The sequence below is a fragment of the Schaalia sp. Marseille-Q2122 genome, from assembly GCF_903645355.1.
In the GTDB taxonomy this organism is placed as follows: domain Bacteria; phylum Actinomycetota; class Actinomycetes; order Actinomycetales; family Actinomycetaceae; genus Pauljensenia.
On record NZ_CAHJXR010000009.1, the window covers coordinates 53,266 to 67,732 of the forward strand.

The 14,467-nt window shown below is 64.2% G+C and carries 12 protein-coding genes; 4 read left to right on the forward strand and 8 right to left on the reverse strand.

Annotation, left to right across the window (positions count from 1 at the left end; genetic code table 11):
• Positions 1 to 290: 290 nt before the first annotated feature.
• Positions 291 to 1,745 carry an adenylosuccinate lyase gene (gene purB, locus HWX48_RS10565; RefSeq protein WP_175957346.1) on the forward strand — a complete coding sequence of 485 codons (1,455 nt, stop codon included), beginning with the start codon at positions 291 to 293 and terminating at the stop codon, positions 1,743 to 1,745.
• 160 nt (positions 1,746 to 1,905) lie between these two features.
• Here purB and HWX48_RS10570 read toward each other — a convergent pair whose 3' ends face one another.
• Positions 1,906 to 2,541: a pyridine nucleotide-disulfide oxidoreductase gene (locus HWX48_RS10570; RefSeq protein ID WP_254873079.1), complete on the reverse strand. Its 636-nt coding sequence runs from the start codon at positions 2,539 to 2,541 to the stop codon at positions 1,906 to 1,908.
• The gene (locus tag HWX48_RS10575; RefSeq protein WP_175957348.1) at positions 2,519 to 4,012 is read right to left on the reverse strand and encodes an alpha/beta hydrolase; all 1,494 of its coding nucleotides are present in this window, start codon (positions 4,010 to 4,012) and stop codon (positions 2,519 to 2,521) included. The genes HWX48_RS10570 and HWX48_RS10575 overlap by 23 nt, the downstream gene beginning before the upstream one ends.
• Positions 4,013 to 4,433: 421 nt before the next feature.
• On the opposite strand from HWX48_RS10575, the gene HWX48_RS10580 reads away from it, so the two are divergent.
• Both HWX48_RS10580 and HWX48_RS10585 read left to right on the forward strand, forming a co-directional pair.
• Entirely contained in the window at positions 4,434 to 4,673 is a 240-nt protein-coding gene (locus tag HWX48_RS10580) for a heavy-metal-associated domain-containing protein (protein WP_175957350.1), read from the forward strand.
• 43 nt (positions 4,674 to 4,716) lie between these two features.
• A complete protein-coding gene (locus HWX48_RS10585) occupies positions 4,717 to 7,188 on the forward strand; it encodes a heavy metal translocating P-type ATPase (protein WP_175957351.1) in 2,472 nt (823 codons plus the stop codon).
• A 10-nt stretch (positions 7,189 to 7,198) separates the two neighbouring features.
• Here the strand turns inward: HWX48_RS10585 and HWX48_RS10590 are convergent, their stop codons facing one another.
• The 3 genes from HWX48_RS10590 to HWX48_RS10600 are packed head-to-tail and all read right to left on the reverse strand — an operon-like array spanning position 7,199 to position 9,587.
• Positions 7,199 to 7,852 (reverse strand): methylated-DNA--[protein]-cysteine S-methyltransferase, encoded by a 654-nt coding sequence (locus tag HWX48_RS10590; protein WP_175957353.1) that lies wholly within the window; start codon positions 7,850 to 7,852, stop codon positions 7,199 to 7,201.
• A complete protein-coding gene (locus HWX48_RS10595) occupies positions 7,849 to 8,688 on the reverse strand; it encodes a glycosyltransferase (RefSeq protein WP_175957355.1) in 840 nt (279 codons plus the stop codon). The genes HWX48_RS10590 and HWX48_RS10595 overlap by 4 nt, the downstream gene beginning before the upstream one ends.
• A 17-nt stretch (positions 8,689 to 8,705) precedes the next feature.
• Complete coding sequence (locus tag HWX48_RS10600) at positions 8,706 to 9,587, reverse strand: DUF5926 family protein (protein ID WP_175957357.1); 882 nt, start codon at positions 9,585 to 9,587, stop codon at positions 8,706 to 8,708.
• Between the two features lie 307 nt (positions 9,588 to 9,894).
• On the opposite strand from HWX48_RS10600, the gene HWX48_RS10605 reads away from it, so the two are divergent.
• Positions 9,895 to 11,337 (forward strand): L,D-transpeptidase, encoded by a 1,443-nt coding sequence (locus HWX48_RS10605; protein ID WP_175957359.1) that lies wholly within the window; start codon positions 9,895 to 9,897, stop codon positions 11,335 to 11,337.
• Between the two features lie 69 nt (positions 11,338 to 11,406).
• On the opposite strand, the gene HWX48_RS10610 is transcribed toward HWX48_RS10605, so the two are convergent.
• The 3 genes from HWX48_RS10610 to HWX48_RS10620 are packed head-to-tail and all read right to left on the reverse strand — an operon-like array spanning position 11,407 to position 14,434.
• Positions 11,407 to 12,057 carry an LUD domain-containing protein gene (locus HWX48_RS10610; RefSeq protein ID WP_175957361.1) on the reverse strand — a complete coding sequence of 217 codons (651 nt, stop codon included), beginning with the start codon at positions 12,055 to 12,057 and terminating at the stop codon, positions 11,407 to 11,409.
• Positions 12,057 to 13,634 (reverse strand): LutB/LldF family L-lactate oxidation iron-sulfur protein, encoded by a 1,578-nt coding sequence (locus tag HWX48_RS10615; RefSeq protein WP_175957422.1) that lies wholly within the window; start codon positions 13,632 to 13,634, stop codon positions 12,057 to 12,059. The genes HWX48_RS10610 and HWX48_RS10615 overlap by 1 nt, the downstream gene beginning before the upstream one ends.
• The gene (locus HWX48_RS10620) at positions 13,634 to 14,434 is read right to left on the reverse strand and encodes a (Fe-S)-binding protein (protein WP_175957363.1); all 801 of its coding nucleotides are present in this window, start codon (positions 14,432 to 14,434) and stop codon (positions 13,634 to 13,636) included. The genes HWX48_RS10615 and HWX48_RS10620 overlap by 1 nt, the downstream gene beginning before the upstream one ends.
• Positions 14,435 to 14,467 lie beyond the last annotated feature (33 nt).

Consider the following 14,467-nt stretch of genomic DNA (forward strand, 5'->3'; position numbering starts at 1 on the left):
ATAGACAACAACCTTGCGCTCCCGCGTGTGCGCCCAGGAAAGAAATGCGCCAGCACAGGGCAGAAAATATCGGACTCACACCCGGGCGCCCGACAGAAAAATCCCCCTGATCCCCCAGCCCCACCTCCAACCCCATCCCCACCGCCAACCCCAGCCCAGCTCGGAGACAGTCAGCCTGCCAACCATCAGCCCGCCAAGCATCAGCCCGCCGACACAGTCGGCCGCAGACAGCCCGTCCAGAATCGACTACAGGCGGGCGCACAGGCACCCTCCTCTGGAATGATGGAGGCATGAGCACTTGGCAGGAACTGTTCTCGACATCGCACGGCTACACCGACCTCGCAGCACAGGGAGAACCTGTTTCTCCCCTTGACGGGCGCTACCGCCCCGCAGCTGCTCCCCTGGCAAACTTCCTCTCCGAAGCGGGCCTCAACCGCGCCCGCGTCCACGTGGAAGTCGAGTGGTTCATCCACCTCCTCGACAATGGCCTCCTCCCAGGAGCCCCGAGCCTGGACGATGCTGAACGTGACTACCTGCGCGCACTCCCCCACCAATTCGGCGCCACCGAGATCGCACGCCTGGCCGAAATTGAAGCCGAAACCCGCCACGATGTGAAGGCCGTCGAATACCTCATCGGCGAGCACCTTGACCGTGCCCCCGACACCCTCGGAGCACAGACCTGCCTACCAGCCCTGCGGGAAGTCATCCACATCTTCTGCACCTCCGAAGACATCAACAACCTCGCCTACGCGCTGACCATCAAGGCCGCCATCGAACTCGTATGGCTGCCCGCCGCACGCACCCTCCACGAGCGCCTCGTCGCCATGGCCCATGCCGGCGCCAACATCCCCATGCTCGCCCACACCCACGGCCAGCCCGCCACGCCCCTGACCATGGGCAAGGAAATGGCCGTCATCGCCCACCGCCTCTCCCGCCAAATCCGCCGCATTGAAAACGCCGAATACCTAGGCAAGATCAATGGTGCAACCGGCACCTGGGCCGCCCACGTCATCTCCGTACCCGGCGTTGACTGGCCCGCCACCACCCGCGCCTTCGTTGAGGGCCTAGGACTGACCTGCAACCCCCTGACCACGCAGATTGAATCCCACGACTTCCAAGCCGAAATCTACGCTGACGTCGCGCGATTCAACCGCATCGCCCACAACCTGGCCACCGATTGTTGGACCTACATCTCCATGGGCTACTTCCACCAAAACCTCGCCGCCCAAGGCTCGACCGGCTCCTCGACCATGCCCCACAAGGTCAACCCCATCCGCTTCGAGAACGCTGAGGCCAACCTCGAAATCTCCACGGCCCTGCTTGATACCCTCTCCGCCACGCTCGTCACCTCGCGCCTGCAACGCGACCTCACCGACTCCACCACCCAACGCAATATTGGCGTGGCCCTGGGCCACTCCATGCTAGCCCTGGACAACCTCGTACGCGGCCTAGACGGCGTAGATATGAACGCTGAGCGTATGCGCGAAGACCTCGACGCGAACTGGGCAGTCCTCGGTGAGGCCATCCAGCAGGCCATGCGCGCCGCCGCCATCGCCGGCGCCACCGGCATGGCCAACCCCTACGAACGCCTCAAGGAACTCACCCGCGGCACCGAAGTCACCGCCGAGGACATGCGCGCCTTCATCGCCGACCTCGGCCTACCCGCCGAAATCGAAGCCCGACTGGCCGAGCTCGCCCCCCACACCTACATTGGCCTCGCCCAAGAGATGGCCACCTGGGTGTAAGAATCACGCTAAAACTGTGGGGTCTGTGTGGGGCGCGCGCCCCACACAGACCCCACAGTTTTCCCGGCACACACCGTGTTTGTCTCACACCACCACAGGCGCACCGACAAGGCCCCTAGTGCCCAAGCAGCCTCCTCCCCCAAGAAGGCCCCAAAAGGCCTCATGACCTCCACTGAGGATCCGACGCTGGCGGGCCAAAACGCTCAAAAAGATCCGCCGGGCGCGCAATCTCCCCATCAAAACCCAAGGCCTCCATATCGGCGACCTGATGCCCATCAGTCACACTCAGCAGGCGACCTCGCACAGCAACTGGAGCGATCTCCGGGTTATTCCACACGTGCTCAGACACGACCTCCAACATGTCCTGACCCAGCACCGAGGTCCACAAGGGCGACTCATCATCCACATACAGATCCACACTGACCAGGGGCAGTTTCCCAAACCCCTCCAGGACATCCACCTTCATATCGCGCACAATCGCATCAAGCTCCGCATCGCCCAAGCTCACGGTCTCCAGACTCTTGTACACCCACTGCGCGAAACGCTCCGGGCGGCCGCCTCGTCCACCCGGACGTAAACGCCGCAGCGCCGCCCCCACACCCATCGCGCCCACGCCAACGGCCGCGATCAGCAAAGGGTTGTCAATCTGGGGCAGGCGCCGCTCCCCTGCGCCGCGAGCGCCCAGCTGCTTATTCACCGGCGTTGAACCCGGCTCCCACATGCGCGGCACTCCCCGAGGGAAGGCAGCCCCAAGGAATCTGCGTCGGCCAGGCTTAGGTGTTTGTTTCGGCGTCATTGCGTGTCCACCACCTTCGGAGATCCTCGTAGTTGAGGGGCATCAGGGGAGATGGCTCCCACTCTATCCGGTGTTCGACCGGTTGCCACTGGGAATCTTCCAGCGACACCACTGTGCACCAGGTGTGCTCGTGGGTTGGTTCAAGAACGTCTTGCCAGACTTCGTAGAAGAAAACGCGGGTGGGCTCATCCTCGGAGGGGAGGAATTCACGCAGGCGCGCCACAGCTTCTGGCAATCGACCCCAAGGAGCGATCGCAACCTTGCGTTCCATATGGTGCACCGTTTCGGTGTAAGTCACCGAGGCGTGCGCGTAGTACAACGGCCCCTTGCGAGGACGGACGAGGCGCCGCCCGACGCTCACACGGTGGTCAGGCACACGCGCACTGGTGCCGTCAATGGAGGGCACGATGTCTTGATCGTGCGCCACGGCAATCATCGTGACATCGTCTCGGATGCGTAGGCGTCGACTGGGCGTTCCTAAGGTGAGGAGGGCTTTGACATTGATGCCCAGGGTCTCCGGAGGCGCTGTCGCCAGCGCTGTCCCCACCATGCCTCCCTGGGAGTGTCCGCAGATCATCACCGGTTCTCGGACGACATCCTCTGGGGCGATCCCGTCGCGCGCCATGGCGTCATGGAGGGCTTTGAGGAGCCCGCCACGCATGGAGGAGGGGAGGTTGAGGACCTCGCGGATATTTGCCTCCGTGTCGGCGGGGTTGGCGTTCGAGATCGGGTCGACGCTTTCCGTGCCGGGCATGGAGATCAGCCACCGGCGCTTCTCCCCCTCACCAACGCGCGTGATTTTCAGGGTTTGACCTGCACCTTCAGCCCAGTACAGGTCATCAATGTCGGCGCACATATCACCCAGGGATCGCGGGGCATGCAGGCGGCGAGGTTGGGGGATGGGCTGACCATCAGGCAGAGGCAGTCGGGCGGGGGTGAGGGAGTCATCGTAGAAGCGGGCGATATGGACCGGCCCTCCCTTGAAGTAGCCCAAGGCTGTCCCAATGACGAGCATTGACACCATGAGGGTGTCGTAGCCGCGGCGCGGGACCAGGGGCAGCATGGTGGCGGCTCGCCCGTCGGCATCCCACCCCAGCGCGATCCTGGTGCGCAGGTAGAGGCGGCCGATGTTGGCGAGGCGTTGCGCCCAGGTGCCGATGGCGCGCACCGTCAGGGTGTCGAGGCCGGGCTCGTCGAAGTAGAGGCGCTGGGCTCGCTCGGACACATCTGTGGCAAGCCTGTCGGCGACACCCCGGATCGGGGTACGCCGCCCCTTGGGAATGAGGGGCAGGCCTGAGATGCCGCTGAGTGTGGTTGCCAGTAGTGCAGGAGGGGCGAGGGGGAGGAGCCGGCGGCGTAGGTAGCCAGGGGGGAAGGAATGCGGGACACGACGGGGTGCGTAGTTTGATCGGCGCTGAGCAGCCGAACGCCGGGAAGTGATCCCGGCGAGAATCTGCGCGGCTCGGCTCATTGCTGGCCTCCTTTCTTCCGCTACCTTGGCCGTGTTCAGGACTGTGGTGTCACTGGCGGTGCGGGGCCACTGGCGGTGCAAGGTCGCACGCTGGGGTTCTGGGACTCCACCAGACTTCCTCGATTTGCACCATTTTTGTCGATTATGCACATCTTTGCACGCCCAGAGCAGGCAGCAGAGGCCCAGCCCCGCACCAACCAGGGGTGCGAGCACGCACACTCCCCCACCGACAATGTCCCCTTCCAAAAGCACACTGCTCCCAGCTGTGCGCCCAGGGGGTTTTTCTCACCCTGAAGGCCCATTAATCGCCTGGACGCACACGCGGGAGAAGGAGTCACCAGCCTCACAGGCCTGCTGTTGACAGTCACCACCCCCAGCGGTAGTTTCGCAATGAAACCCTGTCCTAATTGAAGGAGGCATTGTGGCTATCGATCGCACCGTCGTGCTTGGCGTGAATGGACTGACCTGCGGACATTGCGTGGCAACTGTCACCGAAGAACTTGCCGAGGTCCCGGGCGTCCTCAATACCGAGGTCATCCTCCAAAGCGGCGGAACCTCCACCGTCACCGTCGTCACCGACACCGGCGTGGACGATGACGCCCTGCGTGACGCCGTGACCGAGGCGGGCTTTGAGCTGGTCTCCATCACCCGCGACTTCTAAAACCCACTCTTTTCACCCTTCACCCCCTAGGAGTGCAAGGCGCATGTACCGCCTTCGTCTGCTCGTTTCCCTGCCCCTCTCCGCCGTGGTCATGGTGCTGTCCATGTTCCCGCCCCTGCAGTTCCCCGGCTGGCAGTGGCTGGTGGCAGCGCTTTCCCTTCCCGTCGTCACCTGGGGCGCCTGGCCCTTCCACCAGGCAGCCCTACGCACCGCCCGGCACGGGTCGACCACGATGGATACCCTGGTCAGCCTGGGTGTCACAGCCTCCACCCTGTGGAGTCTGTGGGCCCTGTTCTTCGGCGGTGCTGGCCATATTGGGATGACGATGCAGATGAGTTTCATCCCCGCCGCAAACCATGGGCACGCTGATATTTACTTTGAAGGCGCGTGCATGATCGTCGTCTTCTTACTCATCGGCCGCACCATTGAGGCCCGCACACGCCTGGCTGCCGGGGACGCCCTGCGCTCCCTCCTGGAGATGAGCGCGAAGGAAGCTGTCCTGCTCACCACCGACGAGGCTGGCGCCCGCGTGGAACGCCGCGTGCCCACCGCGCAGTTGCAGGTGGGGGACGTGGTGCTGGTGCGTCCGGGGGAGAAGGTGCCCACCGATGGCGTGGTCATTGAGGGAGCCTCAGCCGTGGATTCTTCCCTGATGACGGGTGAGTCCGTGCCGGTGGATGTCACAGTGGGTGATGAGGTCATTGGTGGCGTGATGAACACCTGGGGGTCTTTGACCCTGCGCGCGACGGCTGTGGGTGAGGATACGGCTCTGGCTCATATTGGCCAGATGGTTGCTTCCGCGCAGGCCGATAAGGCTCAGGTGCAGCGTCTGGCGGATCGCGTGTCTGGCGTGTTCGTCCCAGCTGTGCTTGCCCTGTCGGCCGCGACCTTCGTGGGCTGGCTAATTGCGGGCGGTTCCACGCAGGCTGCGATGACGGCGGCCGTGGCGGTGCTGGTGGTGGCCTGCCCCTGCGCGCTTGGCTTGGCGACGCCCACCGCTTTGCTGGTGGGTTCGGGCCGCGCCGCTCAGCTGGGTATTGTCCTGCGTTCGGCGCAGGTGTTGGAGTCCACGCGCCGCGTTGACACGATGATCTTTGATAAGACGGGCACCCTGACCGATGGGCGTATGGGCGTGGTAGATGCTGCCTTCGAGGGCGCCTCCGAGCCTTCCTTGTGGGCGAAGGCCGCCAGCGTTGAGGCCTTGTCTGAGCACCCTGTGGGTGCGGCGATTGTGGCCGCTGCCGGGGAGAAGAATATTCCCCCTGTGCCAGTGGAGGCTTTCACCGCTTTTGCTGGCAATGGGGTGTCGGCGGTGATCGGCTCTGAGCGCGTGGTGTTGGGCAAGCCGTCGTGGATGAGCGCCCTTGGCGTGGAGATCTCCCCGGAGATCTCGACCTTCCAGGCAGAGCACGAGGCTGCCGGTGCGACCGTCGTCATGATGGTGAGCGTCCCGGCCAGCGCGGTCGCACCTGGTACAGCCGGCGCGGATGCTCTCCTCCCTGATGCGCCCCAATCTGGTGCCCCGCTTCCTGACAGTCCCTTACCTGACACTCCCGTGCCTAACACGGACGCAAGCAGACATCTGCTCCCCGCCCTCGCCTCGCCAGAGGCACCAGCCACCCCGTCGGCCCCCGAATTGCCGACCCTTGCCTTCCCCCAGATCGAGCTCAAGGTTGAGGGCATGACCTGCGCTTCTTGCGTGCGTCGTGTGGAAAAGAAGCTCGCCAAACTCGAGGGCGTGTCCGCCTCGGTCAACCTCGCCACCGAGTCCGCCCTCGTCACCCTGGATCGCGAGTGGGATCCCCAGGCGATTGCTGACGTTGTCGATGCCGCGGGCTTCCATGCGACCATCCTTGGGCTGCGCGAGGCTCCCGCCCGCCAGGCCGCCATGCAGGCCGCGCCCCAAGCTCCCACCTGGGACCCCCACTCCCTCACGCAAGCGAAGGCGCGCGTCAGTGCGGCTTTTGCCGTGAAGGACGCCCTCAAACCTGATGCCCGCCAGGCCATCGCGCAGGTCCGTGACCTGGGGATCACGCCCGTGCTCCTCACCGGTGACAATGAGCGCGCCGCCCGCGCCGTCGCCTCCGAGCTGGGCATTGAGCGAGTCCACGCGCAGGTCACGCCCGCCGACAAGCACGACCTGGTGCGCGAGCTCCACTCTCAGGGTGCGACGGTGGCGATGGTCGGTGACGGTGTTAATGATGCCGCTGCCCTCGCCCAAGCGGACCTGGGCATGGCCATGGGGTCGGGCACGGATGTGGCCCAGGACGTGGCTGATATTGTCCTGACCACCTCGCGGGTGAGCGCCGCGCCCCTGGCGGTGCGCATCTCCAAGAAGACCCTGCGGATTATTAAGGAGAATCTCTTCTGGGCCTTCGGCTACAACGTTGCGATGCTGCCCTTGGCTGTCATGGGGCTGCTCAATCCGATGATCGCGGCGGCCGCCATGTCGATGTCTTCGGTGTGCGTGGTTGGAAATTCCCTGCGGCTGCGCCGGATTCGCCCCGACGCTTAGAGAGCAACGCTCAGCCTCGCGGGGTGCGCTCGGCGCTCTGACCGCCATGGTCGCCGCCTTCAAGGGCCAGCAGAGCAACCTTGATCCCATCCCCACCCGTGTAGCGGCCCAGCGTCCCATCGGCGCGCACCACCCGGTGGCAGGGGACGAGGATCGGCAGGGGATTCTTCCCGCAGGCCGTGCCCACCGCGCGCGTCGCACCCGCATTCCCCAGGGCGGCAGCGAGGTCCGCGTAGGTCCGCCGCTGCCCGTAAGGGATGGTGGCGATGGCCTCGTGGACGCTGGCGGTGAAGGGCGAGGTCGACGCGGGGGAAAGGGGCACGGTGAAATGCTGACGTTCGCCGCGCAGATAGTCGGCGATTTCCTCGGCGGCCTGACGAGCGTGGTGCCATGCGCGCGCCTCATCCGGCTGCGCGGAGAGGCCCTCACGGGCGTTGGTGCTCCCCGCAGTGAAACACCCCGAGGGCACCTTCACATCCGGGGCGTCAATGAGGATCGTCGGCGCCTTCGGCACAGTCGGTAGGCGATCGCCTAGAATCACGCGCGTCACGCCCTGTGCGTTGGCGCAGATCTCCACATCAGCTTGAGCGATGATGCCGGCCAACAGGCCACGCACACGCACGCGGACCTCTAGGGAAGCTCCGGCGGCCTGATGGGCGTTCATTGAGCGTCGCCAGAGAGAAGGTCGGCATCCCGTGCGGCGGCAGGCTGCGGATAGGGCTGACCTTCAACCTGCTGGCGGGCCGCTTGACGGCGCACCGACACCGGCAGGTGCACGCGACGCAGGCGACGATTCGCAATCGTCCACAACACATCAGCGTAGCGCTGCTTGCGGTTCAGGAAGCCCAGGCTCTCATCAGCACCCGAGTGGGTGAAGGAGCAGGGCAGTTCCACAATTGACATGCCCGCTGACAGCATGTCGATGGTCATCCCCACTTCTAGGCCATAGCCATTAGCAAAAGGCATAGCCGTATTGAGCGCTTCACGCGTGAAACAACGCATTTCCGACAGGGACGCCCGGCACTCCCAACCGGTGGCCCGCCGGATCGCCGCTGCAGCAAGGTTCGCAGCAAGGGAACGCCGCTCAGCTTCCAGGCCCACGGGCGCGGCCACCGCGCAGTCCACTTCACCACTCATCACGGCTTCAACGAGGGTTGAGGCTTCCACCGCTGATTCACCGACGTCGGCCGAGAGGAAGAGGAGGAGGCGTTGGGGGCCGTCAGCGCGATCGCGCATGGCCGCTACTTTCACGCCGGTTTCTCGGGCGGAGGCTCGGCCTCGCGGGACGGAGTGGCGAACCACGACCGCGCCCGCGAGGCGAGCCTGATGGCCAGTGTCGTCGTCCGAACCATCATCGACGACGACGATAAGATCCACGCCGGGGATGGCCCGGCAGGAACGGACGGTTGTCGCAATGTCATGTCCCACGTTGTGCGCCGCAATAATGGCAGCCACTCGGCGTGGCCCTATGCTGTGTGGGCCGTGTGGGTGTGGGGACATGATCCTTGGACTTCCTCTTAGCGGATGGTCACCTGACGGGACACGAGGCCCTGGTAGGCGCGGCGCTCGTCATGCGTGAGGGGATCGGTGACGGCCAGGGCCTTCTCCACGCCCTTCGCAAGAGCCTGAGCGGCGTCGGCGACGTCGGCTGCGGTGGTGCCCTCGGGCAGTTCAAAGACGGGGATGGCGATGCCGCAGGCGCGGAAGGCGCCAACGAAGCGGCTCCCTTCACCCAGGTTGGCGGCGTCGGCGACCTTCAGGCGAGCGAGGGCTTTGAACAGCTGGTTTTCGTCGACGTCGGTGACGTAGCGGACGAAGTTGGCGTTCATCGCGCACCAGAACATGCCGTCAACGCCGGGGACGGCCTCGGTGGGGATGACTTCCTCGGTGTTTTGCTCGAGGGCGTGACGCATTTCGTGGGTGAGTTCTTCGTCGGGGTTGAGCCAGAAGGCGAAGTTCTCACGCAGTTCCATGGAGCCAAAGGAGTCCAGGTCGAGGATGTCTTGAAGGCGGGGGGAGGGCTCACGAACGTCGATTTCGACAACGCCTTCTCCACCGTTGTTCTTCAGTTCAATGGCGGCGAGGATAGCGGCGGCAACGTCATGAGAGAGGTCACCGGAGTTGGACCGGGTTTGGAGGCCCACGAGGATGCGACCATCGCCGCGGACCATGGCGGGATTGCCGTCCGGGACGAGGGTGACGAGGTCAAACTCAACGCCACCGTTATCGGCGTTGGTTCGAGCTGTCATGGTGGCACAGGGAATGATCTCGCGCATGGCGACCAGTTCCTTCTCTGCGGAGAGCCCTTCAAAGGGGCGGTCCACGAAAGGAATCGGCGCGCGGTAGGCGGGACGATTCGCGGGGTTGATGACCTTCTTGCGGCGACTTGCTTTACCCATAGAACACAGGGTACTCGCCATGGGTGTTTTTGTGCGACGCGCGCCCGCGTGTGCGTCCACACCTTTAGAGGGACTCTAGGGGCCACAATGACCGTGGGCGCACACCTGGGAGCGCGGGGGCGTTGAGCGGGGTCGGGCAGGGACAGGCAGGGGGAGAAAGCCGTGTTAAATAGACGAAATAATGCAGATATTTTGATGCTTTCTTGCTGCTCAGATAGGGATACCCTCCAGCATTTCCTGCCCTTTTAGGTTAGATTAGGTCCTACTTCCGCGTGAATCCTTCGGCCAAGACTCAGAGGATCAACTCGTGCAGCATGCAAATAAACCCCCGCTGAAATCATCACTCTGGTGGGCGACGCTCACCGGAGCGCTCTTTCTTGCCGGGGTTACTGCGGGCATCGTTGACTTCTCAGCAGATCACACTGATCGCGCTCTTCCGGGCGTCCATGTGGGCCACCATTCCGTCGCTGGGATGACCCGCGAAGAAATCACCGACCTCATCAAGAGCTCCTACTCATCTGCCCAGCTGACGATCACCATCGCAGGAAAGAGCACGACCGTTCCCCTGAGCCAGACCGGCGCCCGCATTGACGCTGAAGCCACTGCCGATGCCGCACTCGCAGGTAGCGGAACTGTCAACGCTGCACTCTTTTCACTCTTCATGCCCACGCAAGTACCCGCTGTCGTCTCCACCGATGCGGCAACCTTCACGACCTTCACGGACACGGTCAATGAGCTCACCGGGGCCGCCCCCACACAGGGTAGTGTCATCGTCTCGGCAGACGGGAATTCCCTCATCTCCTCGCCGGCGACCGCCGGCCGTGGAGCCAGTGACGCTGAGCTGAGGGAGGCCATCCACTCAGCCGCGCAGAGCCTGACTTCAACGAGCGTTAACGTTCACGAGGACCACCTGGACCCCCGAATCACCACGGAGGAAGCCGAACAGGCCGCCCAGGCCGCCAATGAACTCGTGTCGGCCACCGTCGAAGTGGTCACCCCGAAAGAGACCATCACCGCCTCCCCCGCTGACAAGGTCAAATGGGTGACGGTCAAGGAAAATAACGGAGCGCTGAGCGCCAGCCTCAACACCGCTGAAATCAATAAGTGGATTGATGGTGTCGTCAAGGCAGCGAATCGCACGCCGATCAATGGCATCAATAATGTCGACGCCTCCGGCCAGTTCATTGCCCTAGCTCGCCCGGCCAAACCCGGCGTGAGCGTCACGAATGAGAACGCCGTCCGCGCTCAGATCCTTGAGGCCGTGCAAAACTCCGCCGCCGTGAAAGCCACCCTCACCTACGACGAGGTCCCCGCCGACTTTGATTCGCGCGTTGTGCCCTCCGGCCCTGAACGTTTTGCGCACCGGCCGCGTCCGGGCGAAAAGTGGGTGGATGTGAATCTGACCGATTCCACGTTGACGGCCTATGTGGGCCACGAGGTAGCCTACGGGCCGATCCTCATTAACCACGGCGGCGTCGGGCATGAGACGGTGACGGGCACATTCCACGTCTACCTCAAATACGACAAGCAGGACATGGGCTGCACCGCAGAGTGGCCCTACTGTGAGCGTGACGTGCCCTGGGTGTCCTATTGGCATGGTTCCTACGCCCTGCACGGCGCCCCGTGGGTCAAGGAGTTCGGTATCGGCACCGATGAATCCTCCCATGGCTGCATCAATATCCCTGTCTCTGATTCGCAGTGGCTGTGGAACTGGGCAGAGATGGGGACCACCGTCGTCACCCACTACTAACGAGGGCGGTGGCGGGGGCCGTCGTGGTCACCGCCGCCTCCGCCGCCGCCAGTGTCGGAAGTGCACACCTCAGTGGGCGATGACAACCCCCAGGTTTCGAGGGCCGTGCACGCCATTAATGCGCACCAGCTCAATGTCGCTGGTGGCAGAGGGTCCGGCAATCCAGGTGAGGGGCCGCGTGGGGTGCTCATTGAGCACAGCCACTGCCTCCGGCACTGTCGTGACAATGCTCTTACGCTCCACGACGATAATGTGCTTATCGGGCACGAGGGTGATCGCCCTGCGCCCCTGGTCCGGCTCACCATCGAGGACGATGGTGCCCGAGATGGCGATGCCCAGACGCGAGGCGGTGAGCACCGCGTCGGTCGCATCCAGCTCGGCCTTGGTCAGCGGCTTTTCCGGGGTGTCGACGCGAACGTCACGACCGTTGCGCGCGGCGGCCTCGAAGAAGTAGGCGGGCAGGCCCTCGGGGACGACGACGCTGCGCGCCTCACCGAGGAGGTCGTCAATGGCGTCCCCAATACCGGCCTTGTTCTTCTCTTGGCGCACGCGCGCCCCATAGTCTTCGAGGCTCTCGACCATGGCATCGACGACGGGCGCGCTACCGGGGGCATTCTCACCGACCTGGATGTAGTCGCGAGGAACGGGCGGGGCGGGCTCACGCTGGCTGCGGTCGAGTGCGTCAACGAGGCGAGCCAAAATGGCGGTGCGGGCGTCCATCACTTCTCCTCCTGCGCCGGGTGAGTGCGCTCCCACCACTGTCTAAAGGTTTCCTTGGGGGCGACGGGCACGTCGCGCACACCCGTCCACATGGAGGCCGGGAAAGGCAGTGCGCCGATGCGCTGCTTCTTCCCGCCCAGCAGGCGCGTGGCCTTCAGGGGTGCGGTGGCGACCTTCCACATTGCTGCGTTGGACATGGGGGCGGCCGAGGCCTTCATGCCGACATCCCACATGTCGGGCAGGACCTTGCCCGATTCTTCCACCGTTCGGGCACGCAGGTGGATGAGGACTTCGGGAATGTCGATCTTGACGGGGCAGACCTCGCCGCAGGCGCCGCATAGGGAGGAGGCGAAGGGCAGGGTGTGTACCGGATCGTCGTGGGAGAGGCCCTGGGTGAGCTGCGGGGTGAGGATCGCGCCGATGGGACCGGGGTAGACCGAGCCGTAGGCGTGGCCGCCGGTCTGCTGGTAGACGGGGCAGATATTCATGCATGCACCGCAGCGGATGCAGTGCAGAGCCTGACGTCCGACCTCGTCGGCGAGGGTTTTCGTGCGGCCGTTATCCAAGAGGATGAGGTGGAATTCCTGCGGCCCGTCCCCGGGGTGAACGCCCGTCCACATGGAGGTGTAGGGGTTCATACGCTCGCCCGTGGCCGAGCGCGGCAGGAGCTGACTGAAGACCTCCACGTCACGGAAGCGGGGCACGATCTTTTCGATACCCATGAGGGTGATGAGGGTATCGGGCAGGGTCAGGCACATGCGACCGTTGCCTTCGGATTCAAAGACCGAGACGGTGCCGGTTTCTGCAATACCCATATTCGTGCCCGACACGGCGACCTTGGCCTCCAAGAACTTGCGGCGCAGGTACATGCGGGCCGCATTCGTCAGCTCTTGGGGGTCGGTGGAGAGGTCCTTGGGCGCGCCTTCCATCTTGTCGAGGAAGATGCCGCGCACCTCCGCACGGTTGCGGTGGATGGCGGGAACGACGATGTGGCTGGGCATGTCGTCGGCCAGTTGCACAATCAGTTCGGCGAGGTCGGTTTCGTGGGCGGTGACGCCGCGTTCCTTGAGGTACTCGTTGAGGTTGGTTTCCTGCGTGGCCATGGACTTGACCTTGACGACCTCGGTCACTCCCTTGGACTTAATGATGTCGAGGATGATCGCATTGGCCTCGGCAGCGTTGCGCGCCCAGTGGACGATGCCACCACGCGCGGTGACATTTTCTTCAAATTGGACGAGGAGCTCAGGCAGGTTGCTCATCACCTCGTGCTTGATGGCTGCCGCTGCGTCGCGCAGCTCCTCCCAGTCGGGCATTTCCTCCACACGCAGGGCGCGCTTGCCGCGGATGGTGCGCGTCGCGTAACCGAGGTTTCGGCGCATCTGCGTATTGGCCAGGGTCGCATGCGCCCCCTCGGGGAAACTATGCCCCCAGCGGAGGGTGTTAGCCGGAGGGGTGACGGTGGTGATCCACCCGCCGGTGTTAACGGCGGAAGGGGCGAGGGCGTCGGCCTCGCCAGCCATATCGGAAGAGGTGGCGCGGGAGAAAATGCGGGGCATCCCCAAGAAAACGTTACGCATCATGCACCTGCCGCGAGGGAGTCGGGGGCGAAGGAGACGTTGGAGACGAAGGGCTCATCCTGCGTGGAGGCGAGGATTTCAGCTAGGTGCATGATCCTCACCCCGGAGTTTAGGCGCGCCAGGCCGCCGCCAATGTGCATGAGGCAGGAGTAGTCGCCGGTGCACAGGACCTCGGCCTGGGTGGAGAGCACATTCGTCATCTTATTGGCGAGCATCGCAGCGGAGGTTTCGTGGTTCTTCATCGCGAAGGTGCCGCCAAAACCGCAGCAGACTTCCGCGTCGGGCAGGTCAACGAGGTCGACGCCCTGCACGGCGCGTAGGAGCTGGTAGGGGCGATCCCCCACCTTTGCCACGCGCATGGAGTGGCAGGTGGGGTGGTAGACGACGCGGTGGGGGAAGTAGGCGCCTACGTCCGTCACGCCCAGGACGTCGACGAGTACTTCGGACAGGTCGTAGGTGTGCTTGGCGATGAGGCGGGCCTGTTTGGCCAGTTCATCCTCACCGATGTGCTCAAGGACCATGGACTGTTCGTGGCGGGTGGCACCGGTGCAAGAGCCCGAGGGGACGACAATGCCGTCCCATTCGCCGTCGAGGACGGGGGCGAAGGTGCGCACGTGGTTGGCGATGATGGATCCGGCTTCTTTGAAGTAGCCGGTGTTGGCGTGCATCTGCCCGCAGCACACTTGTTTGTCGGGGAAGACGACCTCGTGGCCGAGACGTTCGAGGATGGTGACGGTTGCCTGCGGAGCCTGCGGGAACATGGAGTCACCGATGCAGGTGGCAAAGAGCGCAAAACGCATGTGCTCCTCCTTGCGGTCGTCGGAAGGGGTGGC

What these genes read in the sequence shown, in the direction of transcription:
- HWX48_RS10620 (WP_175957363.1), bottom strand. Translation starts at nt 14,434, where the DNA reads ATGCGTTTTGCGCTCTTTGCCACCTGCATCGGTGACTCCATGTTCCCG.
- HWX48_RS10585 (WP_175957351.1), top strand. Translation starts at nt 4,717, where the DNA reads ATGTACCGCCTTCGTCTGCTCGTTTCCCTGCCCCTCTCCGCCGTGGTC.
- HWX48_RS10610 (WP_175957361.1), bottom strand. Translation starts at nt 12,057, where the DNA reads ATGGACGCCCGCACCGCCATTTTGGCTCGCCTCGTTGACGCACTCGAC.
- HWX48_RS10575 (WP_175957348.1), bottom strand. Translation starts at nt 4,012, where the DNA reads ATGAGCCGAGCCGCGCAGATTCTCGCCGGGATCACTTCCCGGCGTTCG.
- HWX48_RS10615 (WP_175957422.1), bottom strand. Translation starts at nt 13,634, where the DNA reads ATGCGTAACGTTTTCTTGGGGATGCCCCGCATTTTCTCCCGCGCCACC.
- HWX48_RS10595 (WP_175957355.1), bottom strand. Translation starts at nt 8,688, where the DNA reads ATGTCCCCACACCCACACGGCCCACACAGCATAGGGCCACGCCGAGTG.
- purB (WP_175957346.1), top strand. Translation starts at nt 291, where the DNA reads ATGAGCACTTGGCAGGAACTGTTCTCGACATCGCACGGCTACACCGAC.
- HWX48_RS10590 (WP_175957353.1), bottom strand. Translation starts at nt 7,852, where the DNA reads ATGAACGCCCATCAGGCCGCCGGAGCTTCCCTAGAGGTCCGCGTGCGT.
- HWX48_RS10600 (WP_175957357.1), bottom strand. Translation starts at nt 9,587, where the DNA reads ATGGGTAAAGCAAGTCGCCGCAAGAAGGTCATCAACCCCGCGAATCGT.
- HWX48_RS10570 (WP_254873079.1), bottom strand. Translation starts at nt 2,541, where the DNA reads ATGACGCCGAAACAAACACCTAAGCCTGGCCGACGCAGATTCCTTGGG.